We start from the raw sequence: 23,257 nt of genomic DNA, 5'->3' as shown, positions 1-23,257 counted from the left end.
AGCCAGCCGACGCCGAGCAGCCTCTCAAGCCGGGCAACCACATCCGCGCGTGGTCCCGGGCGGCCCATGTCTGCCGGAGGCGCAGAACTGCCCGCTTCAGGGTGTCGCCACCGCCAGGCGCAGGCCAGTGCTGGCACGTCGGGGTAGCGGGCGGCGGGCGCCTGCCTCGTTGCTCGTTCCACGACCCGGCGCTGCTCGTTGGTGCCCCGCCATGCCTTTGGTGGGCACGCGGCGTTCACCGCAGCCGTCGTAGAGGTCGATCGCGACCAGGCCGGCGGCGCTGACGGCGAGGTGGGCGTCGAGGATCGCGCCGAGCGCCACCTCGACCTGCGGAACCGGCAGGTGTTGGAATCGGGCCAGCCCGCTCGTCGTGCACGGTGGCCGGTTCAGGACGCCGCCGTCGCACCCGGGGTAGACGAGAGTCGGACCAGCCGCGCCGTGGATCGTCCGGATTGAACGGACGATGGCCGGACAGCGGACGGCGGCGTGCACCGCGACGGCACGGTCGAGGGAGCCCTCGACCGTGGCGGCCGTCTTGACGAGCCGGCGGTGGCCCGCCTCCTCGACCGCGTAGGACAGGCATCCGGGGCCCTGGGCGTCGAAGACCACGAGGGCCGACTCGACCGACGGCACGGGCAACCGACCACATGGCATAGATCTCCCGAGCCGGCGCTCCCAAATGACGCGCAAAGTACCCGTTGTGTTACGAGCTTGTTTCCAAGATGACAGCCAGGTTACGGGTGCTTCTCGATGATCGGTACCGATCCTAGGTTTCGGCCACCGTCATCAGTCGTGGCGGCCGGCACCGAACGTGGAGGCAACGACGTGCCACAACCGAACGCACATCGGACCGGACGGGCCAGGTACGGGGTCAGCATGCTGGCCGCCGTGGCGCTGACCGCGGCCGGCCTGACCAGCCCGCCTGCCAGCGCCACCGCCGGGCCGGCCAGCAGTGGGCCGACCGCCCGCTACCTCGTCCAGCTCGCCGAGGAGCCGCTGGCCACCTACACCGGCGGGGTTCCCGGGATCGCCGCGACCAAGCCGGCCGACGGGGCCAAACTGAACCGCACGTCCGGCAACGCCAACGCGTACCGGGATCACCTGCGCCAGCAGCGTAGGTCGGTGCTGGACCACGTCGGTGTGCCAGCCGACCGCACCCGCGTCACCATGGAGACCGCGTTCAACGGCTTCGCCGCCGACCTGACCGGGCCGCAGGCCGCCCGGCTGCGCGCCAGCAAGGGTGTCCGAGCGGTGTACGAGAGCCAGAAGGTGCACGCCGCCACCTCGCACACCCCGGACTACCTGGGCCTGACCGGCAATGGTGGAGTGTGGAAGAAGGAGTTCGGTGGAGACTCCCACGCCGGTGAGGGCGTGATCATCGGGGTCATCGACAGCGGCTACTGGCCGGAGAGCGCGAGCTTCGCGCCGCTGCCCAGCCCTCGCCCCGACCAGGCCGTCATCGACGCCAAGTGGAAGGGCACCTGCGACGTCGGCGTCGAAGCGCCGGTCACCTGCAACAACAAGGTGATCGGGGCGCGCTGGTACAACGACAGCGGCATCGCCGAAGCGTTCCCGGACGACTACTCCTCGCCGCGCGATCGCAACGGCCACGGCACCCACACGGCCAGCACCGCGGCCGGCATCCACGGCGTGCGGGCCACGTCGGGCACCCAGGACCTGGGCATGATCTCCGGGATGGCACCGGCCGCGCGGTTGGCGATCTACAAGGCTCTGTACGACAACGGTGCTGGCGGAGCGACCGGCACCGACATCGACATCGTGCACGCCATCGACGACGCGGTCGCGGACGGCGTCGACGTGATCAACTACTCGATCGGTGACGACACCGAGCGGTTCGGGGCGGTCGACGCGACGTTCTTCAACGCGGCCGCCGCCGGGGTGTTCGTCGCCGCCGCCGCCGGCAACTCCGGCCCGTTCGCCAACACCGTCGACAACTCGACGCCCTGGCTGACCACAGTGGCCGCGAGCACGACCGACCGGCAGAACACCCGGAAGCTCACCCTCGGCAACGGCACCACCATCGCCGGTGTGGGCATGGGCGAGACCGGTGTCGGGCCGGCCCGACTGGTCTTCGCGAAGGACAGCGCAATCGACCCGGACGGCGCCTACGGTGCCGGCCTCTGCGCCGACGACACGTTGGATCCGGCCAAGGTCAAGGGCGCGATCGTGCTCTGCCTGCGGGGCGAGATCCCGCGTACCGACAAGAGCATCGAGGTGGCGCGGGCCGGCGGCGTCGGCATGGTGCTGTACAACGACGAGCTGAACTCCCTGAACGCCGACGTGCAGGCCGTGCCGACCGTGCACATCAACGAGGTCGACCTGGCCACGGTCACCGCGTACGTCGCCAAGGGCGACGCCACGGCGACCATCTCGCCGAGCAAGCTGGAGACGGTCGAGGCGCCCTCGGTCGCCGCGTTCTCCTCGGCGGGCCCGTCGAACCTGAACGCCGGTGAGCTGCTCAAGCCGGACATCAGCGCGCCCGGTCAGGACATCGTCGCCGCGTTCTCTCCGTCCATCGGCGGCAACGACTTCGCGCTGGAGTCGGGCACCTCGATGGCGGCGCCGCACATCGCCGGCATCGCCGCCCTGCTGCTGGCCAAGCACCCCGGCTGGTCGCCGGCGGCGGTCCGCTCGGCGCTGATGACCAGCGCGGTGGACAAGACCGACAAGGGCAACCCGATCAAGATCGGCACGTACGACGCGACTCCGCTGAACTACGGTGCCGGCCAGGTCGAGCCGGGCAGCGCCTTCGACCCGGGCCTGGTCTACGACTCCAACCAGCAGGACTGGATCCAGTACCTGTGCGGGGTCTCCGCCGACCGTGGCAGCGACTACGGGCTCGGCGACCTGGACGGCTGCGACACGGTCGGCGCGATCGACACGGCGCAGCTCAACTACCCGTCCATCTCGCTGGGCCGAATGGTGGGCAAGCAGGCGGTGACCCGTACGGTCACCAACGTCAGCGACAAGACCAGCACCTACTCCTCGTCGGTGCAGGCTCCGCCGGGCTACGAGGTCAAGGTCACCCCGAAGAAGTTGCAGATCCGTCCGGGCAAGAGCGCCCGCTTCACCGTCGAGGTCACCAACACCGGTGGTGCCTTCGACACCTGGGCCGACGGTTCGCTGACCTGGCGCGACCAGTACAAGCACGCGGTACGCAGCCCGCTGGTCGTGCACAACTCCGGGCTGGTCGCCCCCGACGCCATCACCGGCAAGGGCACCTTCGGCAGCGTCCCGATCGCCGCCGAGGTCGGCTACCAGGGCCAGCTGATCTCCCAGCTCTCCGGCCTGACCTCGGGCACCAGCAACGTGGTCACCCTCAAGGGCGACGGGCCGAGCTGGGACTGGAGCACGTCCGACAACCTGCCGGTGCCGCTGCCCGCGTCGATCAGCAGGAGCACGCTGCACGTGCCGGCCGGGACCCGCAGCCCACTCGTCCAGGTGACGTCAAAGCGGCCCACCTGCTCCCACATCGACTGGGACGACGAGGAGGGGGTGATGGAGTGCACCGAGTTCAGCCTCAACGTCTATGACAAGTTCGGGAAGTTCGTCACCGCCACGGCCAGCGGCCGGGACGGCGCCAAGGTGACCCTGCCGGACGGCGCCGGGGACTACATCGTGGTCGTCGAGCAGGAGTTCACCGAGAACATCAAGGACGGCGCGAACGCGTACACCGTCACCAGCTACCTGCCGGGCGCGCCGGGCACCTCCACCGGCCGGTTCACCATCGACCCGAAGCAGCGCAGCGTGCAGCCGGGCGCGACGGCGAACCTGACCCTGCGCTGGTTCGGTCTCGCCCCGGGTCAGCGCTACCTCGGGGTGCTGGAGTTCCGCAACGGTGACGGCTCGCTGAAGACCGTGCCGGTCACCGTCCAGTCCTGACCGTGCAGACGGCCCGGCGGTCCGGCATGTGACCCAGGTCACCGCCGGTCCGCCGGCCCACCGCCGCGCCGGGCAGAGGTGATCTGCTCGGCCCCACGGTGATCGACGGCGACGAGAACAAGACACGGGGCGGCGGGAGCCAAACTCCCGTCCGCCCCGAACGTCTGCGCGGGCCCGTCGAGTTCGTCGGCCGGGCGGCGGAGTTGGCCCAGCTCCGCCGGCTCGTCGCAACCCCACCCTGCCTGATCCTGCTGGAGGGTGAGCCCGGCATCGGCAAGAGTCGACTCGTCGCCGAACTGCTCGCCGAACTTCCCGGGCGGCACCTCATCGGTGAGTGTGACGACGTACCCGAGCCCTTCCCACTCGGCGTGCTGCTGGACGCGATCCGGGGCGGCGCCGACCAACTCGGTCCGCTCAGCCCGGTGGCTGGCGCCCTCGCGCCGCTGCTGCCCGAACTGGCCGACGTACTGCCGGACGCGCCGCCCCCGTTGACCGACCCGGCGGCCGAGCGACATCGCCTGCTCCGCGCCGTCGCGGCGGTGCTCGCCGCGCTGAGCCCCGCCACCCTTCTGCTGGAGGATCTGCACTGGGCGGACCCGGCGACCTGCGAACTCCTCCGTTACCTGAGCACTCACCCGGTGGAGGGGCTGGCCGTGGTGCTGACCGCGCGTACGGCGACGCCGGGGAGCAGTACGCCGATCCACGACGCCCTGGCGCGGACTCCCCCGTGGAGCGTCACGCGCGTTGCGCTCAGCCCGCTGGACGCCGACGACGTACGCCGGCTGGCGGCCCGCACCCTGCGCCTCGATGATCCGCCGCAGCGGCTGACCGCCACCCTGCTCGACCGCACCGCCGGCATCCCGTTCGTGGTCGAGGAGGTGCTGCGGACGCTCGCCGAGCGGGGCGGCGACCCGTTGGCCGACGACAGCGTCCCGTTCGTCCTCCGTGACGTGCTGCTCTGGCGGCTGCGCCCGCTCGACGAGGCCACCCGGGAGGTGCTCGGCGCGGCGGCCGTACTGGGGATGGCGCCCGACCAGCGCATCCTCGCCTCGGTGCTCGGCCTGGACCGGGTGGCGATCGGCGCGGCGTTGACCGCCGCACACCGGGCGGGCCTGCTGCACGACGCCGGGGACGGCCTGCGGTTCCGCCACGACCTGGCCCGACAGGTGGTGTACGACCTGGTGCCCCGGGAGAGCCGGGAGTGGCTGCACCTGCGGGTGGCGCGAGTGTTGGAACAGGAACTGCCGAGGCCGGTGGCCCAGCTGGCGCACCACTACCGTCGGGCCGGCAGCGGGGCCGACTTCGTCCGCAACGCCGAGGCCGCCGCCGACCTGGCCACCGAGCGCGGCGACGACGCGACCGCCGCCAGCTTCCTGCTCCAGACGATGGACATCGCCGAGCTGCCCCGGCCGGTACGGGTTCGGCTCGCCGCCAAGCTGGGCCGGTCGGCCATCGACGGGCTCAGCCAGGCCGAGGCGATCCCGGTGCTGGAACGGCTGCTCGCCGACCGACGGCTGCCGCCGGGTGCCCGGGGTGAGCTGGGTCTGGTGCTCGGCCGGATGCTGCGTCAGCAGGGCGAGGCGCTGCGCGGGTACACCGAGATCGAGCGTGCCGTGCCGTACCTGCGCGCGCCGCGCCGCAGGGCCCCGGCGCTCGCGGTGCTGGCGGCCCCCGACACCGTCGTCGGCCGGCACGTCGACGACCACCTGGCCAGGTGCGCGGAGGCCGAGACCGCCGCGGCGGCCAGCGGGGATCCGGCGGCGCACCTCGCGGTCCGCATCGCCCGAGCCTCGCTGCTGCTGGAGCTGGGCGACCCGGCGGCCTGGGCGATCATCTCCGAGCTGCGCGCGTCCGCCGAGTTGGCCGACCGGCCCCGCGAGCATGCGCGGGCCTGCCTGAACTGGGCACAGGGCGCGCTGCACGCCGGCCATCCGGAGCAGGCCGGAGCGCTGCTGGCGGCCGGTCGGGCGCTTGTCGACGAGACCGGGTACGAGCGGCTGACGTCCCTCGTGGAGGCGACCGAACTGTCGCTGGACCGGGCCGCCGGCCGACTGGACGGGCTCGCCGAGCGGCTCGGCCGGTTGATCACCACCAGCGAGCGGATGCCGGTCACCCTGCTGGACGCGCGGGTCGAACTGGCGACCGTGCTGGCCCGTACCGCCGGCACCGCGGGCGGCGGCAACGCCGAGCAACCCGGCGGCACCGCGGGCGGCGGCAACGCCGAGCAACCCGGCGGCAGCGCCGCAGGCCACGGCAGGAAGGGGCGCGACGAGGTGGAGGTGGCCGAACGGGCGCTGCGGGAGGTGGTGGCCGACGCCCGGCGGGTCGGTGCGATCTGGCCGCTGGTGCAGGCGCTCTCGGCGCTGGCCCGGCTCACCCTGGCCGGGCGTCCGGACGAGGCCGCCCGGCACGCGGCGGAGGCGCTGGCGCTGGTACGCGGAAAGGGCATCCTGGCGTGGGCCGCGGAGGCCGTGTTGGTGCTGGCAGAGGCGGCAGCCGCAGCCGGTGATCCGGGGCGGGCCGCGGGAGCGGTCGCCGAGTTGGAGGCCGGGATCGCGGGCCGGGACGCGCCGCTGGCCCTGGCCGCCCTGCGCCGATGCCGGGAACTCGTTCCGGCCTGAGCCAGGCTGGCCTGAGTCGACCACGACCCGAGCCACCGTGCTGAGCACGAGGCCGACCCGGCGGCCGGATGGTGCCGGTGGCGGGCCGCCGGCCGACGGCCCGCCACCGTGGATCAGAGGGTGATCTGGTGCACCCGGTCGTCCACGCCTCGTACCGCGAGCCAGGCGCTGCCGTTGGCACCGGCGGCGGCCCCGGGCGCGCCCCGGAACGCGTCGGTGGCGAACTCACCGCGTCGGAACCAGCCGCCCCAGGCGCCGTCGGCCAGGTTGCGCTGCCAGAGCCGGTTGTCGGCGGCCAGCGCGAACAGGTAGACCCGGCCGGAGGTGGCGAGCAGGGTCGGGCTGCCGCTGGTGGTGCCGCCCAGGTTGGTCCAGGCCGACCAGGTGGTGCCGGTCCGGCTGCTCCACCACACCTCGTCGGTACGACTGCGGACCGCCACGTGCAGCACGCCGGCGTCGTCAACGACCGCGCTCGGCCGACCGTAGAACGGCCGGTTCTCAGGCGCACCGACGCCGGTCCAGCCGGCACTCGGCGTACGCGACCAGAGCTTGCCGTCGGCACCGCGGGCGACGAGGGTCCACTGCGTCGGGCTGGTCCAGGCCACCGTGGGCGCGTCGGTAAGCGTGCCGCCGAGGCTGCGCCACGGCCCCCAACTGCCGGCAACGTAACTGCGCTGCCAGGCGGCGTTGTCGGTGCCGCGGACGAAGACGTCGAGCCGCCCGCCGGCGGAGCCGTACGCCGCCGGCTGGCCGAGGATCCGGCCGCCGACCGGGCCGCCGAGGGAGGTCCACCCGGTGCCCCAGGTCGCGCCGGTGCGGGTGTTCATCGCCAGCGCGCCGGAGGCGTCGCGGACGAAGGCGGTGGCGTGCGTGTCGTCCACCCGGACCAGCGCCGGGCTGGCGGTGGCGGTGCCACCGAGGTCGGCGCCGGCGACCTGGTCGACGCCGGTCAGGCCGAGCATGGCCACCCCGTGCGCGGGCACCTCGACGGTGTACGAGCCGGTGAACGGCTGCTCGCCCGTGGTGCCCGGCTGGGCGTCCACGGTGGAGCGGGACCACAGGTCACGGACCCGAACCGGCCCGCCGAGGGCGACGTCGGCGAAGTTCACCGTGATCTGCTGGGCGGTGTCGTGCCGGTTGAGCAGCGCGACGGCCCGCTTGCCGGAGCCGGCGAGCACCTTGCTCCAGACCTGCGCGTCGGTGCCGGTGTCGGCGACCTTGACGCCCTGCCGGACCAGCGGGTCCTGGTCCACCGCGATGATCTCCGGGTTGGTCAGCGCCGAGATCATCTCCCTCGGCAGGCCACGCGGGTCGGAGCCGATCACCAGGGGTGCGGCCATGATGGCCCACATGCCGAGCTGCGTCTTGGACTCGTCCAGGCTCAACTCGTACCCGCCGCCGGGCAGCGGACGCATGGGCAGCAGGTAGTCCGGGTCGTTGTAGTGCCCCGGCCCGGTGGCCGCCGGGTGGTACGCGTTGACGTCCATGTTGCGCAGCACCCACGGATACGCCCACTGCGGCGTCGGGTCGGTGAGCCCCACGTCGGTGTAGGTCCGCCACGAGTCGGCGATGGTGGGCGCGTACGTGTAGCTCCAGGTGGAGAGCTGCTCCGGGGTGTACGGGCCGCCGCCCCAGTCCGAGCTGACCGGGTTGCAGATGTTGAGCAGCATCGGCCGGGGCGACTGGCGTACGGCCTCGGCCAGCTCCCGGAAGGTGGTCTCCGGGTCGAGGCCGGCGGCCCGGCCGCAGAGCCAGTCGGCCTTGAGCGCGTCGAAGCCCCAGCCGGCGAACTGGGCGATGTCCGCCTGGTAGTGACCGTTGCTGCCGAGCCCACACTGCCCCGGCAGGTACGGGCCGGCGTCGGTGTAGATGCCGGCCTTCATCCCCCTGCTGTGGATGTACGCGGCCAGCGCGGCCATTCCGCCGGGGAAGCGGGCCGGGTCGGCGACGAGCTGACCGGCCTCGTTGCGCGGGGTGGGCGCGGCCCAGTTGCCGTCGATCCAGACGTAGGTGTAGCCGGCGTCCCGCAGGCCACTGTTGACCATGTAGTCGGTGACCGACCGTACTTCGGCCTCGGTGGGATCGCCGCCGAGGCCGAAGTAGGTGTTCCAGCCCTGGTAGGGCGTCGGGGCGAGGCCGCTGTTGAAGAAGGTCGGCGCGCCCTGGTCCTCCGCGCCGGTGGCCGCCGGGGCGTGACCGGGCCCGTGGCCGGCCTGCGACGGGCCGGCATGGGGTAGGCCGGCGTGGGGTGGGCCGGCGTGGGGTGGGCCGGCGTGGGGTGGGCCGGCCATCGCCGGCATCGGGCTGGCCAGGCCCAGGCCGAGCACGGCCAGGGCAGCGGTCAGCGGTCGGTTCAGGCGCATGGAGGTACTCCTGTCCCTCGGGGGTGGGGGTGGTGGTGCTCCGATCTCAGTCGCGGGTCAGCACGATGAGGTCGGCGTCGTGGGTCGCGCTCCACCGCACGGGCAGGCCGACGGTGGCGAGGTGGCTGCCGGAGTAGTGCCGGTCGCCGTGCGCGTAACGGGCCGCCGGGTCGAGGCCGCGCAGGGGCAACCGGACCGGGCGGGACGGAAGCAGCCCGGCGCCGTCGAGCCGGCCGGTGTGCCAGGCCAGGACGACCACCCGGTTCTCGTCCGGCGCGGTGTACTGCACCGCACAGCGGGCCTGGTCGGGGCCACCGATCAGGTGCACTTCGCCGTACGTGACGACGTCCCGGATCTCCTTGTAGCGGGCGATCCAACCGGCCGCCTCGGCCCGCTCGGCCGGGGTCCACGCCCGGATGTCCGCGCCGATGCCGAGCACACCCGCCATCGCCAGGACGAACCGGAACGCCAGCGTTCGGGGTCGGCTGTCGAACAGGCCGGGCGCGTCGGTGACCCAGGAGCTGAGCAGGTGCGGGGCGTTGGCGTGCAGGAAGCCGTACTGGATGGCCAACCGGTCCAGTGGGCCGGTGTTGTCGCTGGGCCAGAAGACGTCGGCCCGGGCCGCCATCGCCAGGTCGGTCCGCGCGCCGCCTCCGGCGCACGCCTCGATCAGCACCCCGGGGTGGTCCCGGCGCAACCGCTCGTAGATCCGGTGCAGGTTGGCGACGTGCGCGCCGTCGAGGTCGAGCGGGCCCACCCCACCGGGTCGACCCGGCTCGGTACGCGGCCGGTTGAAGTCCCACTTCAGGTAGTCGATATCGTACCGACGCAGCAGATCGTCGACTGTGGAGTGGACGAACTCGGCGACCTCCGGCCGGCCCAGGTCCAGCAGGTACTGGTTGCGGACCGGGGTGAGCGGTCGGCCGTCGACGGAGTAGACCCAGTCCGGGTGCTCGGCGTACAGCGAGGACTTCGGGTTGACGCACTCCGGCTCGACCCAGAGCCCGAAGTTCAGCCCGAGCGCGCGGACGTCGGCGATGAACGTGTCGAACCCGGCCGGGAACTTCGCCGGGTCGGGTGTCCAGTCGCCCAGCCCGGCGGTGTCGTCGTCGCGGCCCACGAACCAGCCATCGTCCACGACGAACGTCTCCACGCCCAGCTCGGCGGCGATCCGGGCGAGCGCGAGCTGGCTCTGCGCCTCGACGGCGAAGTAGGTCGCCTCCCAGGAGTTGTAGAGCACCGGACGGGGGGTGAGCCGCTCCCCGGCCAGCAACCGCTGGTGGGTGTGCCAGACCCGGGCCAACCCGTCCAGGCCGTCCGGGCTGTACGCCCCGGTGGCCACCGGCAGGGTCAGCCGCTCGCCGGCGGCCAACTCCAGCGGGCCGTCGACCAGCTGACGGCCGACCCGGACCCGGGTCAGGCCGCCGGTGTCCCGCTCGGCGCTGATCTCCCACGAGCCGGTCCAGGCCAGCGCCATCCCCCACGCCGGACCGGCCGGCTCGGCGGTGTCGCGTACGGCCAGCCAGGGCACGTGCAGATGCCCGGGTACGCCCTGGGAGCTGCCGATGCTGAAGGTGCCGTGGCCCAGCTCGACGTGGGAGAGCTGGAACTCCTGCTCCCACTGCCCCCACTGGTGGCTGAGCAGCGCGCCGTGCGGCGTCGGTACGCAGAACCCGCCCGATCCGGCCCGGACCACCCGCAGCGCGTGGGTGCCGTCGTTGGTCAGCTCGACCCACCGCTGCACCACGTCGGTGCCGACGGGCACCCGGTAGTGCACGGTGGCGCGCAGCCCGGTGACCGGGTCGGCGAACTCGACGGCCAACTCCCGCTGGTCGGCGTCGATCCGGGCGTCGGTGTGCGCGAAGCCCACCCGGCGCTGCCCGTTCGCCGTCTCGATCACCAGGTCGGCGCCGGTGAACGGGCGGTCGGCGTCGGTGGCGTACTCGATGGGGGCGGCGTCCCCGGCGGTGAGGAACGGGACCGGGCCGTCGTAGGCGACCGGTGAGGGCCCGTCGGAGACGCCGTGCGGCCCCCACGCGACAAGCTCCAGCCAGCGGCCGTGCCCGGGCACCGTCACGGTGTACTCGGTGTGCGTACCGCGCAGCGTCCAGCGCTGCCCGGCCTCGGCGGTCACTTGACCGCTCCGAGCGCCAGACCGGAGACGAAGTGCCGCTGGAAGCGGAGAAACACCGCGACGGTGGGAACGGCCGCGATGACCGTGCCGGCGGCGATCACGTTCCAGGACGAGACGAACTGGCCCTGGAGGGCGAGCAGCGCCGGGGTGACCGGCATGTTGTCGTCGGTACGCAGCACGGTGATCGCCCAGAGCAGGTCGTTGAAGATCCAGGTGAAGGAGAGCGCCCCGAGTGCGGCCAACGCCGGTCGGGTCAGCGGCAGCATCACCCGGGTGAAGATCTGTGCCGTGCCGGCGCCGTCGATGGTGGCCGCCTCCTGGATCTCGCCCGGCAGATCCCGCATGAAGCCGTGCAGGACGAACGTGTAGAAGCCGAGCCCGAAGCCGACCTGCACCGCGATCAACGCCCAGAGCGTGTCGTACAGGCCGGTCAGCTCGCTGAACTTGGCCACCGGGATGAGCAGGATCTGCGGTGGGAGCAGGTTGCCGGCGAGCATCAGCAGCAGGATGGTCCGCCGCCCGGGGATCCGGAAGCGACTCAGCGCGAACGCGGCCATCGCGGCCAGCCCAGGCTCAGCGCCACCGACGGGACGGTGACCAGCATGCTGTTGATCAGCGCACGCAGCTCGCCACCGTCGGTCCACGCCTGCCGGTAGGTGTCCAGGGTGAACGACCGGGGCAGGCTACCCACGCCGTGCGCGGCAATGTCGTCGAACGACCGGGTGGACATCACCACCACCCAGAGCACCGGGCCCAGCCAGAGCAGCGAGAGCAGGATCATGCCGGTGTGGAAGGCCCCGGTACGGAGCTTGTTCATGACGCTTCCTCCCGGAACGCCCGGACCAGGTAGCCGAGGATGACGGCCAGCGCGAGCACGAAGATCACGACAGCGATCGCCGAGGCGTAGCCCAGCCGCAGGCTCTGGAACGCGGTCGAGTACATGTAGGTGCTGAGCAGCTCCGACGAGTGGTACGGCCCGCCCTTGGTCAGTGACCAGACGATGTCGAACGAGCGCAGCGAGTCGATCACGATGACCGACAGCACGACGGCGTTGACCCCCTTGAGCTGGGGAATCGTGACGTGCCGTAGCCGCTGCCAGGCGTTGGCGCCGTCCATCCGGGCCGCCTCGTGCAGCGCCGGGTCGATTGCCTTCAACCCGGCCAGGAACAGCACCATCACGTAGCCGATCTGCCGCCACAGCGCGGGCAGGATCACCGCGTACAGGGCGGTCTGCGGGTCGGCGAGCCAGGGCCGGATCAGCTGCTCCAGGCCCACCGCTCGCAGCAGCGTGTCGGCGATGCCGTCGGGTTGGTAGAAGACCCGCCAGACCAGCGCGGTCACCACCAGTGAGAACACCACCGGGGTGAACAGCGCGGCCCGGTAGAAGCCGACGAAGCGCCGCTCCTTCTGCAGGACCAACGCCATGCCGAACCCGCCCAGCACGGAGAGGCCGCCGAACAGCACCAACCAGATCACCGTGTTGACCAGCGCACCCCGGAAGGTGGCGTCGCCGGCCAACTCGACGTAGTTGTCGGTGCCGACGAAGGTCGGCGGTGTCATCCCGTCCCAGCGGGTGAGGGAGAACCAGAAACCCTGGATCGCCGGCCAGAAGACCCAGACGCTCTCGACCGCGAACGGCACGAGGACGAACGCCACCAGCAGCGGCGACAGTCGAGCCGACCGTCGCCGCCGCCGGGTGGGGGTGACCGAAGTCGTGGAGATCGTTGCTGTCACGTCAGCCCTTGAAGACCTTCTCGGCGCCGGCCTGCCACTCCCGCAGGATCGCGTCGATCTGGTCCGGCTTGTCGATGAACTTGGTCAGCGCGGTGTCCGCGGTCGGCTGGAGGGCGTCGCTGGAGTCGCGGTTGAAGAACTGGGTCAGCTCCTTGGCCTCGTTCAGCATCGCCTTGCCCTTGGCCACCAGCGGCGAGTCCGACGCCTTGGCCTTGGGGTTGGCCGGCAGCACGATGCCGGAGCTGGCCTTGACGTACGCCTCCTGCGCCTCGACCCCGGCCAGGTAGCTGAGCAGGGCCTTGGTCCCGGTCGGGTTGGCGGTCTTCGCGCTGGCGAAGAAGCCGTCGGTCGGCGCCTCCTCGGCCAGTGGCACCGCCGGGTCGATGATCGGGAAACGGAAGAAGTCCAGGTCACCGAGCGCGTCCTTGGGTGCGGCGTCGGCGAAGAAGGTGCCGATCAGGAACATGCCGGTCTTGCCGGCCAGCAACGCGGTGGTCGCCTCCTGGAACGGGTACGCCTTGCCCTTGGGGTCGAAGTAGGGCAGTGCCTCGCGCCAGCGGGTGAAGACCGCCTTGACCTTCGGGTCGTCGAAGCGCTGCTTGCCGGCGAGCAGCTCGCGGTGGAACGGCGCGCCGTTGATCCGGATGTTCAGGTAGTCGAACCAGGCCGAGGCCACCCACGGGGTGTCGCCGAGGCCGATGCCGATCGGCGGGACGCCCTTGCTCTTCAGCGTCTCGCAGAGCGCCAGGAACTCGGTCCAGGTCTTCGGCTCCTGCACGCCCCACTTGGCGAAGTTGGACTTGCGGTAGAAGAAGCCCCACCAGTAGTTGTTCATCGGCACGAAGATCTGCTTGCCGCTGGCGTCGGTGGAGAGGGTGCGCAGCGACTGGGGGTAGTCGTCCAGCGACTTCCACACCTCGGAGACGTCCAGCAGCAGGTTCTTGCTGGCGTAGTCGTTGGCGACCGAGCCCGCGTACCAGGTGTAGAGGTCCGGCGGGTTGGCCGAGGTCAGGTAGGTCGGCAGTTGGGTCCGGAAGGTCTCCGAGGCGATGGTGTTGAGGCTCGCTGTGCCCTTGCCCTGCGCGTTGAAGGTCTCGATCAGCTTCTCCATCGCGGCCTTGGCCTGCGGCGAGGAGAGGTTGGACTGGATGGTGACCGCACCTGAGCCGTTGCTCGTCGTCGGCCCGCTGGCGGAGCTGGCGCACGCGCTGAGGAACGAGCTGGCGCCGAGCGCGCCCAGGCCGGCGAGCCCGAGGTGGCCAAGGAATCGCCGGCGACCGGGGTCGAAGTCGCTCACGGAGGTATCCCTTCCTTTACGACACTCAGCGTCACCACGCGATGTGTCGTCCATGTGAATGCTGTGACGAGAAGGTTGCATCGCCCCTCGTCGGCTGTCAAGATATCTTCGTAATTAATGATTAGACGAGACCCAGGCGGAGGTCAGGTGGATCAGCCTATGCGCCGGCTTGACGGCAAGAACGCGCTGGTCACCGGCGCGATGGGTGGGATCGGCGCGGCCATCGCCCGGCGGCTCGCCGCCGAAGGGGCAGGCGTCGCGCTGCTCGACGTGGCCGACCCGGCCCCGCTGGCCGAGGAACTGACCGCGCAAGGCCACCGTGCACTGTCCGTAGTGGGTGATGTCAGCGACGAGGCCGACTGGACCGCCGCCGTGCGCGCCGTACGGGACCGCCTCGGCCCGGTCGACATCCTGGTCAGCACCGCGTACGCCGTCCGGGTCGCCCCGGCGCACGAGACCAGCCGGCAGTCCTGGGACCACCAGCTCGGCGTCAGCCTCACCGGTTCGTTCCTCGGCGTCCGCGCCTGCCTGGACGACCTGCGGGCACGCTCGGGCGCGGTCGTGCTGATCTCCTCGGTGCACGCGCTGGTCGGGTTGCCCGGCCGGCCCGCGTACGCCGCGGCCAAGGGCGGCCTGGTCGCGCTCGGCCGCCAACTCGCCGTGGAGTACGGCCCGCAGGTCCGGGTCAACACCGTGCTGCCCGGGCCGATCCTCACCGCCGCCTGGGCCGACGTGTCCGAAGAGGACCGGCAGCGCAGCGTCGCGGAGACCGTCGCGAAGCGCTTCGGCACACCGGACGAGGTGGCCGCCACTGTCGCCTTCCTCGCCTCGCCGGACGCCGCCTACGTCACCGGCGCGAGCCTCGTGGTGGACGGTGGCTGGACAGCGGTGAAAGCCTCGGCCTGAGAGATCGATACCGACCAGCGAAAAGGCCAGGAGCATTGGCACAGTACGCACGCCGCGGCGTCCACGGGCAGACCGTCGAAGCGATCGCCCGTCGCATCCTCACCGGCGAGATCGCCGCCGGCGCGACCCTCAACATCGTCGCGCTGCAGGAGGAGTTCGGCGTCAGCCTCACGGCGCTCCGCGAGGCGCTGAAGGTCCTCTCGGCCAAGGGCATCGTCGACGCCCGGCAGAAGCGCGGCACCTTCGTCCGACCCCGTGCGGACTGGAACCTGCTCGACGGTGACGTGATCCGCTGGCAGTTCGCCGAGGGCACCGACCAGCGGTTGCTCGACCAACTGCACGAGGTGCGCGCCATCATCGAGCCGGCCGCCGCGCGGCTGGCGGCCACCCGGGCCACCGAGGACGACCTGACCGCCCTCGACCGGGCACTGGCCGAGATGGCCCAGGCCAACGGTGATCCCGCCGCCGCCATCGCCGCCGACCTCGCCTTCCACCGCGCGCTGCTCACCGCGACCCACAACGAGCTGCTGGAGCGGATGGAGGTGGTGATGGAGACCGGGCTCGCCGAACGGGACCGGCTGGTGCACGGCGGCACCGCACACGACGACCCGGTGCCCAGCCACCGCGCGGTGGTCGACGCGCTGCGCGACCGGGACGAGACGGCGGCCGAGACCGCGATGCGTCAGTTGCTGGACAAGGCCGTCCGCGACGTCGAGAAGGCACGGGGACGAAGGGGCAGTCGGTGAAGATCGAGCGGATCGAGACCTTCCTGGTCGCGCCACGGTGGTTGTTCTGCCGGGTGGAGACCGACGACGGGCTGGTCGGGTGGGGTGAGCCGGTCGTCGAGGGCCGCGCCGAGGTGGTGCGCAGCGCGGTCGAGGTGCTCTCCGAATATCTGCTCGGCGCGGACCCCCTGCGCATCGAGCAGCACTGGCAGGTGCTCACCAAGGGCGGCTTCTACCGCGGCGGCCCGATCCTCTCCAGCGCGGTCGCCGGCCTCGACCAGGCGCTCTGGGACATCGCCGGGCAGGCGTACGGCGCGCCGGTGCACGCGCTGCTCGGCGGGCACGTGCGCGACCGGGTACGGATCTACTCGTGGATCGGCGGGGACGAACCCGGCGAGGTGGCCGACGCCGCCGCCGCGCAGGTCGCCGCCGGCCTCACCGGGGTCAAGATGAACGCCTGCGGGCGGCTCTCGCCGATCCCCACCTCGGCCGAGGTGGACGCCGTCATCGGCCGGGTGGCCGCCGCCCGGGAGGTGCTCGGCCCCGACCGGGACATCGCTGTCGACTTCCACGGTCGCGCCGGCATGGCCGCCGTCCGCCGGATCCTGCCCGAGCTGGCCGCCCTGCGCCCGTTCTTCGTGGAGGAGCCGGTCCTGCCCGACCAGGCTCACCACCTGCCCGACATCGTCGCCAGCACGCCGATCCCGGTGGCCACCGGTGAGCGCCTCTACGGTCGGTCCGAGTTCCTCGGCCCGTTGCAGGCCGGGGTCGCCGTGGTCCAACCGGACCTGTCGCACGCCGGTGGGATCTCCGAGGTCCGTCGGATCGCCGCGCTGGCCGAGACGTACGGCGCGCTGCTCGCCCCGCACTGCCCGCTCGGCCCGATCTCCCTGGCGGCCAGCCTCCAGGTGGCCTTCGCGACGCCGAACTTCCTGATCCAGGAGCAGAGCATCGGCATCCACTACAACGCCGGCTCGGAGTTGCTGGACTACCTGGTCGACCCGGAGCCGTTCCGGTTCGTGGACGGGCACATCGCCCGCCTCGACCGGCCCGGGTTGGGCATCACGGTCGACGAGGCGGCGGTCCGCAAGGCCGCCCAGAGCCCGCACGCCTGGCGCAACCCGGTCTGGCAGCACGCCGACGGGTCGTTCGCCGAGTGGTGACCGACGCGCGGCCGGTGGCTCTGCGAATGGCGTACGACGCCGCGCACGGCGGCCGGTGGACGAGTCTGCACGGCGGTGGCCGGGAGTGGCTCTGGCGTGGCCCGGAACCCGGCCGGCACGAGGTACGCCCCGACGACGCGTTCGTCGACGCCGGCGGCCTGGAGGAGTGCCTGCCCACCGTGCGCGGCGAGCCCGACCACGGCGAGGTGTGGTCGCGGCCGTGGCGCAGCGCCGCCCCCGGCACCGTGGTCATCGAGCGGCCGACGTTCACCCTCACCCGCCGGATCACCGACTCCGGCGGCGTGGTGGTGGCCGACTACCGCCTGGCCGCCGACCCCGGGTACCGGTTCGTCTGGGCCGCGCACGCCCTGCTCGACCTCTCCCCCGCCGCCCGCCTGGACGCGCCCACCGGCACCCCGACCCGGCTGCACCCGGAGGCCGCCGCGCTCCTGCCGCCGGGCAGTTGGCCCACCGGCGACCCGTGGTTGACCGGGCCGTGGCCGGCCCCGGCCGGGCTGACCCTGGCCGGGCTGACCCTGGACATGTTCGGGCCGGACGACGGGACCGCGCTCGGCGCGGTGCTGCTCGACTGCGCCCGGGTCCAGGTGCTCGACGGACCGGACCGGCTGACTCTGGAGCTGGAGTGCGCCGGCCAGCCCCGCAGCACCGCGCTCTGGCGCAACCTGGGCGGCTGGCCGGCGAACCGCCCCTACCGCAGCGTCGGCATCGAACCGATGCTCGGCGCGGCCTTCGACCTGGCCGACGCCGGCCCCGACGACGCGGCGGTCGTCCCGGCCAGCGGCGAGGTCGCCTGGCGACTCACCATCTCCGCCCACCGCATCCACTGAGGACACGTGATGAACCTGCTCGACGAGCTGCGTACCCATCGACTGCTGGCCATCGTGCGCGGCCCGGACCCGGCCGCCGCGCTGGCCGCCGTGCTCACCCTGGCCGAGAGCGGCGTCGCCCTGGTCGAGGTCTCGATGACCAGCGCCGACGCGCTCGGCATCCTCCGCCGGGCCCGGGCCGCTCTCGGGCCCGACTTCGCCCTGGGCGCCGGCACCGTGCTCACCGCCGAGGACGCCCGCGCGGCGGCCGACGCGGGCGCCGGCTTCCTGGTCACCCCGGCGATCGCGGCGAGCCTCGCCGAGGGTGGCCGGCTCGGGCTGCCGGTGCTCGCCGGTGCCCTCACCCCCACCGAGGTGGTGCAGGCCACCGACGGCGGGGCCGCCGCGATCAAGCTCTTCCCGGCCTCCCTCGGCGGGCCCGACTACCTCGGCGCCCTGCGCGACCCGTTCCCCGGTACCGCGTTCGTGCCGGTCGGTGGGGTCGATGCGGACGGCGCGCGGCACTACCTCGACCGGGGCGCGACAGCGGTCGGCGTCGGTTCCCCGCTGCTCGGCGACGCCGTCCGAGGCGGCGACCCGGCGGCGTTGCGGGAGCGCGCCGCCGCCTTCCTCGCGGCGGTCCGGCCATGACCGACCTGCTCACCCTCGGCGAGACGATGGCGGCGTTCCGCACCACCGGCCCACTGCGACTGGGCGGCACCGCCGATATCTCCGTCGCGGGCTCCGAGTCGAACGTGGCGATCGGCCTGGCCCGGCTCGGCCACCGGGCCGCCTGGGTCGGTGTCACCGGTGCCGACGAGCCCGGCGAGCTGGTCCGCCGGACGCTGCGCGCCGAGGGCGTCGACCTGACCTGGTCCCGGGTCGACGCGACCGCCCCGACCGGGCTGATCCTCTTCGAGAACCGGGTCGCCGACATCAACCGGGTCACCTACCACCGCGCCGGGTCGGCCGGCTCCCGGCTGGGCCCGGCCGACGTGACCCGGGCCTTCGACGCTCCCGGGCCACCACCCCGGCTGCTGCACGTCACCGGCATCACCTGCGCGCTCGGCGTCGAGCCGTACCAGGCGGTGGTGGAGGCCGTACGACGCGCCCGCGCGGCCGGCAGCACGATCTGCCTGGACGTCAACCACCGCAACCGGCTCTGGTCGGTCGCCGAGGCCGCCGCCGCGCTGCGCCCGCTGCTGCCCTCGATCGACCTGGTGATCGCCTCCGACGACGAGTTGGCCGTGCTGACCGACGCGACCGACCCGGCCTCGGCGTTACTCTCGGCCGGCGTCACCGAGGTCGTGGTCAAACACGGTGCCGGTGGCGCGACCAGCCACCGCGCGACCGGCGCCATCCACCGTCCAGCCCGGACGGTGCCGGTGGTGGACACCGTCGGCGCGGGCGACGCCTTCGTCGCCGGGCTGCTCTCCGGCTGGCTGGACGGCGTCGACGCGCCGACCCGACTGGACCGGGCCGTCACCGCCGGGGCGTTCGCGGTCGCCACCCGGGGTGACTGGGAGGGCCTGCCCGACCGGGCCGAGCTGGCGCTGCTCGACCACGGCCCCGGCGGTACGGTCCGCTGACGACCCTTGGAGGAGCACCATGGAGCTGACCGAGCCGACCGTCTGGAGCACCGACCGGCTGGAGTTGGGTGAGGGCCTGCGCTGGGTCGACGACCGGCTGGTCCTGGTCGACCTGCTGGCCGGGCGACTGTTGGAGACCGACGGCGACGCCCCGACCCCGCTGCGGGAGCTGCGCCGCCTCGACGTGCCGCTCGGCGCGGTCGCCCCGGTGGCCGACCGACCCGGCGAGTGGTTGGCCGCCGCCGGGACCAGCGTCACGGTGCTGCCCGCCACCGGCGACCCCCGACCGGTCGTCGAGCTGGTCGCCGACGCGCCCGAGCCGACCCGGATGAACGACGCGGTCGCCGACCCGCACGGCCGCTTCTGGGCCGGCAGCATGACGTACGCGATGGTGCCCGGCGGGGGCACGCTGTTCCGCCTCACCCCGGGCGCCGAGCCGGTCCCCGCGGTGACCGGGCTGACCATCCCGAACGGGCCGGCGTTCGACGCGGCCGGCACCACCATGTACCTGGCCGACACCCCGCGCGGCGAGATCGACAGGTTTACCGTCGACCCCGCCACCGGGGCCCTGAGCGGGCGGGAGCCGTTCCTGCGGCTGTCCCCCGCCGACGGCGGCCCGGACGGCATGACGCTCGACGCGGCCGACCACCTCTGGATCGCGCTGTGGGGCGGCTCCGCGGTACGCCGCTACCGGCCCGACGGCACCCTCGACCGGGAGATTCGACTGCCGGCCAAGCAGCCCGCCGGCATCTGCCTGGGCGGTCCCGACCTGCGGCGACTCTTCATCGGCACCGCCCGGGTGGGGCTGGAATCGGCGGGCCCGCAGGACGGCGCGCTGCTCGCGGTCGACGTCCCGGTGCCGGGCCTGCCCGCCGCACGGGCCGGAGCGCCGGCGACCTGATCGGAGGCATACCGGACGCCAGGGCGGGAACAACCGCACCGAAGCGCGGTACCAGCCGACCGGTAGGGAGCGAGCCGATGAGCACCATGGGGCGGACGTCATGAACGGGCCGGTCGGCGACGAGCCGATGGGCGAGCTGGAGCTGGTGCACACCTTCACCGGCCCGATGCCGACCGGGGTGAGCGTCTCGCACCGGGGCCGGATCTTCGTCAACTTCCCGAAGTGGGGCGACGAGGTGCCCGCCACCGTCGTCGAGCTGCGCGACGGCCGGGAGGTGCCCTACCCCGACCAGGCGTGGAACGACCCGTCCGGCGACGACGACGCGGGCGCGTTCGTCTCGGTGCAGAGCATCGTGGTGGACCCGGCCGACCGGCTCTGGGTACTGGACACCGGCAGCCCGATGTTCCAGCCCACCAAGCCGGGTGGCCCCAAGCTGGTCCGGATCGACCTGGACACCGACACGGTCGCCCAGGTGATCACCTTTCCGACCGACGTGGCGCTGCCGACGACGTACCTCAACGACGTCCGCTTCGACCTGCGGCGGGGCGAGTCGGGGGTCGCGTACATCACCGACTCGGCGGACTCCGGGCCGAACGGGATCATCGTGGTGGACCTGGCCAGCGGAGCCTCCTGGCGGCGGCTGCACGACCACCCGTCCACCAAGGCGGAGCCGTTGACGTCGTTCCGCCCGGTGGTCGAGGGCCGGCCGTTCCTCGAACGGCCGGCCGACGGCCCGCCGAAGCCGGTGAGCATGGGCTCCGACGGCATCGCCATCTCCGCCGACGGCACCCGGCTCTACTACTGCCCGCTGGCGTCCCGGCGCCTGCACAGCGTCTCCACCGAAGCGCTGGCCGACCCGGGCGTCACCCAGGAGGCGGTCGCCGCGACAGTGGTCGACGAGGGCGACAGAGGCACCGCCTCGGACGGGTTGGAGAGCGACGACGCGGGGCGGCTCTACCTCACCTCGTACGAGCACAACGCGGTGCTGCGTCGACTGCCCGACGGCGAGTACGAGACCCTGGTGCACGACCCGCGCCTGCTCTGGCCGGACACCATGTCGGTGGCCACCGACGGGTACCTCTACGTCACTGCCAACCAACTGCACCGGCAGCCGCAGTACCAGCGGGGCAAGGACTTGCGCCGCAAGCCGTACGCGCTGTTCCGCACCCGCATCGATGCCGGCCCGGTGCTGCTGCGCCGCTGAGCACCGGCGCTGCGAGCGTGATCAGGCGGGCAGGGTGCGGTCCAGGAGGTCGAAGAGCGCGGCCCAGTGACGCTCGGTGGCCTGCTCGTCGTACGCCGGGGTGTCCGTCATGGTGTAGCCGTGGTGCGCGCCGGTGTACACCTCGGAGCGGTAGCGCACCCCGGCGGCGTCGAGCGCCTTCTCCAGGGTGGCGATCTGCTCGGGGGTCATCGACTGGTCAGCGTCGGCGTGCCCGAAGTACACCTCGCCGGTGATCGAGCCGACGCCGAGGTGTGGGCTGTCCGGCGCGTCGGTGACGATCCGCCCGCCGTGGAAGCTCGCCACCGCGGCGATGCGGTCCGGGTGCGCCTCGACGGCCCGCAGCGCGTTCGTGCCGCCCATGCAGTAGCCGGTGATGGCGACCGGGCCCGGCCGGACGTCGTCGCGGGTGGCCAGGAAGTCGAGGTACGCGGCGGTGTCCCGGTTGATCACGTCGGGGGTCAACGCGCCGACCAGCGGCATGATCTTCTCGAAGAGGGCGGCGCGCTGGTCGGCCTCGCCGAGGCGGGACAGGTCGAACAGCGGTGCCCGGCCGGCCCGGTAGAACAGGTGGGGCGTCAGCACCAGGTAGCCGCGTTCGGCGATCCGCTCGGCCATCTCGACCAGGCGGGGGCGCGGCCCGAAGGCGTCCATGAAGAGCAGCACCGCCGGGAACGGACCGTCGCCGTCCGGTCGGGTGAGGGACGCGTCCGCGATCCCGTCGCTGGTCGGGATGTCCACCGTCGTCGTCAGCACCGTGCCTCCTGGTACGCCGATCTTGGTCCCGTTCGGAACGTTACTCGCCGGGGAGGGAGTAGGGCACCGGTCCGCCAGCCAGGGACTGCCGATCCCTGGACAAGGCCACCCTGGGCGGTGGCCGGAGCCTGACCCAGTGTTGGTGGCGACCGATGAAGACACCGTTGACCTGGGGGTTGTCGTGCTCGACCTGACCGTTCCGGAGCTGACCGGAAAGCTCGCCGTGGTGACCGGCGGCAGCGACGGGCTGGGCCTCGGCCTGGCCGCCCGGCTGGCGCGCGCCGGTGCCGAGGTGGTGCTGCCGGTCCGCAACCCGGCCAAGGGCACCGCCGCGCTGGAGGCCGTCCGGGCCGCCGCTCCGGGTGCCGTCGTGTCGACCCGGCCGCTGGACCTCGCCTCGCTGGGGTCGGTGGCCGCGCTGGCCGACACGTTGCTCGGTGAGGGCCGACCGATCCACCTTCTCATCAACAACGCGGGCGTGATGAGCCCTCCCACCCGACATGCCACCGCGGAAGGTTTCGAGCTCCAGTTCGGCACCAACCACCTCGGCCACTTCGCGTTGACCGGACGGCTGCTGCCGCTGCTCCGGGCGGGGCAGGCCCGCGTCACCACGATGTCGAGCAGCGCCGCCCGCTCCGGCCGGCTGGACTGGGACGACCTCCAGAGCAACCGCAGGTACGCGTCGATCCGCGCCTACAACGCCTCGAAGCTGGCCACCCTGCACTTCGGGCTGGAACTCGACCGGCGCAGTCGGGCCGGCGACTGGGGCATCGTGAGCAACGTCGCCCACCCGGGCACCACCATGACCAACCTGTACGCGTCCGGCCCCAATCTGGGCCGCAGCCGCCCCTCGCTGCACCACTCGATCATGAGTCGGCTGGCCCGCTGGGGGATCCTGGTGCATTCGGTGGATGCTGGGCTGCTTCCTGCCCTGTACGCGGCCACCAGCCCACAGGCGCAGGGCGGCCGGTTCTACGGCCCGGACGGTCTGGGCCAGTTCACCGGCGCGCCAACCGAGTTGACCGTCTACCGCTCGGCGCGCAGCACCGACGACGCCGCCCGGCTCTGGGCCGCCTCCGAGCGGCTGGTGGGCGTCGAGTACCCCGGCAACTGACT

The 23,257-nt window shown here is 72.7% G+C and carries 19 protein-coding genes; 11 read left to right on the top strand and 8 right to left on the bottom strand.

Annotated features, from left to right (window positions below):
* Nucleotides 1-96 precede the first annotated feature (96 nt).
* Entirely contained in the window at nt 97-633 is a 537-nt protein-coding gene (locus PSH25_RS28150) for a hypothetical protein (protein WP_238661929.1), read from the bottom strand.
* A 243-nt stretch (nt 634-876) separates the two neighbouring features.
* Here PSH25_RS28150 and PSH25_RS28145 point away from each other — a divergent pair, with 243 nt between their 5' ends.
* Together PSH25_RS28145 and PSH25_RS28140 are read left to right on the top strand one after the other, a co-directional pair.
* Complete coding sequence (locus tag PSH25_RS28145; protein ID WP_238661912.1) at nt 877-3,903, top strand: S8 family serine peptidase; 3,027 nt, start codon at nt 877-879, stop codon at nt 3,901-3,903.
* Between the two features lie 98 nt (nt 3,904-4,001).
* Nucleotides 4,002-6,524 (top strand): ATP-binding protein, encoded by a 2,523-nt coding sequence (locus PSH25_RS28140; protein ID WP_238661911.1) that lies wholly within the window; start codon nt 4,002-4,004, stop codon nt 6,522-6,524.
* Between the two features lie 113 nt (nt 6,525-6,637).
* On the opposite strand, the gene PSH25_RS28135 is transcribed toward PSH25_RS28140, so the two are convergent.
* Genes PSH25_RS28135 through PSH25_RS28110 form a run of 6 tightly spaced genes read right to left on the bottom strand, consistent with a single transcriptional unit; the run spans nt 6,638 to nt 14,052 of the window.
* Entirely contained in the window at nt 6,638-8,887 is a 2,250-nt protein-coding gene (locus PSH25_RS28135; RefSeq protein ID WP_238661910.1) for a DUF8189 domain-containing protein, read from the bottom strand.
* 46 nt (nt 8,888-8,933) lie between these two features.
* Nucleotides 8,934-11,021, bottom strand: a complete 2,088-nt coding sequence (locus tag PSH25_RS28130; protein WP_238661909.1) for an alpha-galactosidase — start codon at nt 11,019-11,021, stop codon at nt 8,934-8,936.
* On the bottom strand, nt 11,018-11,578 hold the full coding sequence (locus PSH25_RS28125) for a carbohydrate ABC transporter permease (protein ID WP_238661908.1): 561 nt from the start codon (nt 11,576-11,578) through the stop codon (nt 11,018-11,020). Before PSH25_RS28125 ends, PSH25_RS28130 begins: the two co-directional genes overlap by 4 nt.
* The gene (locus tag PSH25_RS28120) at nt 11,560-11,838 is read right to left on the bottom strand and encodes an ABC transporter permease family protein (RefSeq protein ID WP_238661907.1); all 279 of its coding nucleotides are present in this window, start codon (nt 11,836-11,838) and stop codon (nt 11,560-11,562) included. The genes PSH25_RS28125 and PSH25_RS28120 overlap by 19 nt, the downstream gene beginning before the upstream one ends.
* The gene (locus PSH25_RS28115; RefSeq protein ID WP_124859248.1) at nt 11,835-12,755 is read right to left on the bottom strand and encodes a carbohydrate ABC transporter permease; all 921 of its coding nucleotides are present in this window, start codon (nt 12,753-12,755) and stop codon (nt 11,835-11,837) included. Before PSH25_RS28115 ends, PSH25_RS28120 begins: the two co-directional genes overlap by 4 nt.
* Before the next feature lies 1 nt (nt 12,756).
* On the bottom strand, nt 12,757-14,052 hold the full coding sequence (locus PSH25_RS28110; protein ID WP_238661906.1) for an ABC transporter substrate-binding protein: 1,296 nt from the start codon (nt 14,050-14,052) through the stop codon (nt 12,757-12,759).
* 159 nt (nt 14,053-14,211) lie between these two features.
* Between PSH25_RS28110 and PSH25_RS28105 the strand changes: the two genes are divergently transcribed.
* The 8 genes from PSH25_RS28105 (at nt 14,212) to PSH25_RS28070 (ending at nt 21,367) form a co-directional block, all read left to right on the top strand.
* Entirely contained in the window at nt 14,212-14,958 is a 747-nt protein-coding gene (locus PSH25_RS28105; protein ID WP_238661905.1) for an SDR family NAD(P)-dependent oxidoreductase, read from the top strand.
* Nucleotides 14,959-14,993: 35 nt separating this feature from the next.
* A complete protein-coding gene (locus tag PSH25_RS28100; protein WP_238661904.1) occupies nt 14,994-15,704 on the top strand; it encodes a FadR/GntR family transcriptional regulator in 711 nt (236 codons plus the stop codon).
* On the top strand, nt 15,701-16,846 hold the full coding sequence (dgoD, locus tag PSH25_RS28095) for a galactonate dehydratase (protein WP_238661903.1): 1,146 nt from the start codon (nt 15,701-15,703) through the stop codon (nt 16,844-16,846). The genes PSH25_RS28100 and dgoD overlap by 4 nt, the downstream gene beginning before the upstream one ends.
* Before the next feature lie 14 nt (nt 16,847-16,860).
* Nucleotides 16,861-17,694 carry a hypothetical protein gene (locus PSH25_RS28090; protein ID WP_238661902.1) on the top strand — a complete coding sequence of 278 codons (834 nt, stop codon included), beginning with the start codon at nt 16,861-16,863 and terminating at the stop codon, nt 17,692-17,694.
* Between the two features lie 9 nt (nt 17,695-17,703).
* Nucleotides 17,704-18,324 carry a bifunctional 4-hydroxy-2-oxoglutarate aldolase/2-dehydro-3-deoxy-phosphogluconate aldolase gene (locus PSH25_RS28085; protein WP_238661901.1) on the top strand — a complete coding sequence of 207 codons (621 nt, stop codon included), beginning with the start codon at nt 17,704-17,706 and terminating at the stop codon, nt 18,322-18,324.
* Nucleotides 18,321-19,262 carry a sugar kinase gene (locus PSH25_RS28080; protein ID WP_238661900.1) on the top strand — a complete coding sequence of 314 codons (942 nt, stop codon included), beginning with the start codon at nt 18,321-18,323 and terminating at the stop codon, nt 19,260-19,262. The genes PSH25_RS28085 and PSH25_RS28080 overlap by 4 nt, the downstream gene beginning before the upstream one ends.
* Before the next feature lie 19 nt (nt 19,263-19,281).
* The gene (locus PSH25_RS28075; RefSeq protein WP_238661899.1) at nt 19,282-20,163 is read left to right on the top strand and encodes an SMP-30/gluconolactonase/LRE family protein; all 882 of its coding nucleotides are present in this window, start codon (nt 19,282-19,284) and stop codon (nt 20,161-20,163) included.
* 100 nt (nt 20,164-20,263) lie between these two features.
* Nucleotides 20,264-21,367 carry an L-dopachrome tautomerase-related protein gene (locus PSH25_RS28070; RefSeq protein WP_238661898.1) on the top strand — a complete coding sequence of 368 codons (1,104 nt, stop codon included), beginning with the start codon at nt 20,264-20,266 and terminating at the stop codon, nt 21,365-21,367.
* A 21-nt stretch (nt 21,368-21,388) separates the two neighbouring features.
* Here the strand turns inward: PSH25_RS28070 and PSH25_RS28065 are convergent, their stop codons facing one another.
* On the bottom strand, nt 21,389-22,141 hold the full coding sequence (locus tag PSH25_RS28065) for a dienelactone hydrolase family protein (RefSeq protein ID WP_238661897.1): 753 nt from the start codon (nt 22,139-22,141) through the stop codon (nt 21,389-21,391).
* Between the two features lie 142 nt (nt 22,142-22,283).
* On the opposite strand from PSH25_RS28065, the gene PSH25_RS28060 reads away from it, so the two are divergent.
* Nucleotides 22,284-23,255, top strand: a complete 972-nt coding sequence (locus PSH25_RS28060) for an SDR family oxidoreductase (RefSeq protein WP_238661896.1) — start codon at nt 22,284-22,286, stop codon at nt 23,253-23,255.
* Nucleotides 23,256-23,257 lie beyond the last annotated feature (2 nt).

This window comes from Micromonospora foliorum (assembly GCF_022229015.1).
GTDB lineage: Bacteria > Actinomycetota > Actinomycetes > Mycobacteriales > Micromonosporaceae > Micromonospora > Micromonospora foliorum.
The sequence above is the reverse complement of the archived record's forward strand: the minus strand, read 5'-3'. Positions and strand labels throughout refer to the sequence as shown.

Bases quoted from the DNA above. Each gene is read 5' to 3' on its own strand.
- PSH25_RS28145 (WP_238661912.1), top strand. From the start codon at position 877: ATGCTGGCCGCCGTGGCGCTGACCGCGGCCGGCCTGACCAGCCCGCCT.
- PSH25_RS28135 (WP_238661910.1), bottom strand. From the start codon at position 8,887: ATGCGCCTGAACCGACCGCTGACCGCTGCCCTGGCCGTGCTCGGCCTG.
- PSH25_RS28125 (WP_238661908.1), bottom strand. From the start codon at position 11,578: ATGGCCGCGTTCGCGCTGAGTCGCTTCCGGATCCCCGGGCGGCGGACC.
- PSH25_RS28120 (WP_238661907.1), bottom strand. From the start codon at position 11,838: ATGAACAAGCTCCGTACCGGGGCCTTCCACACCGGCATGATCCTGCTC.
- PSH25_RS28105 (WP_238661905.1), top strand. From the start codon at position 14,212: ATGCGCCGGCTTGACGGCAAGAACGCGCTGGTCACCGGCGCGATGGGT.
- PSH25_RS28085 (WP_238661901.1), top strand. From the start codon at position 17,704: ATGAACCTGCTCGACGAGCTGCGTACCCATCGACTGCTGGCCATCGTG.
- PSH25_RS28080 (WP_238661900.1), top strand. From the start codon at position 18,321: ATGACCGACCTGCTCACCCTCGGCGAGACGATGGCGGCGTTCCGCACC.
- PSH25_RS28075 (WP_238661899.1), top strand. From the start codon at position 19,282: ATGGAGCTGACCGAGCCGACCGTCTGGAGCACCGACCGGCTGGAGTTG.
- PSH25_RS28070 (WP_238661898.1), top strand. From the start codon at position 20,264: ATGAACGGGCCGGTCGGCGACGAGCCGATGGGCGAGCTGGAGCTGGTG.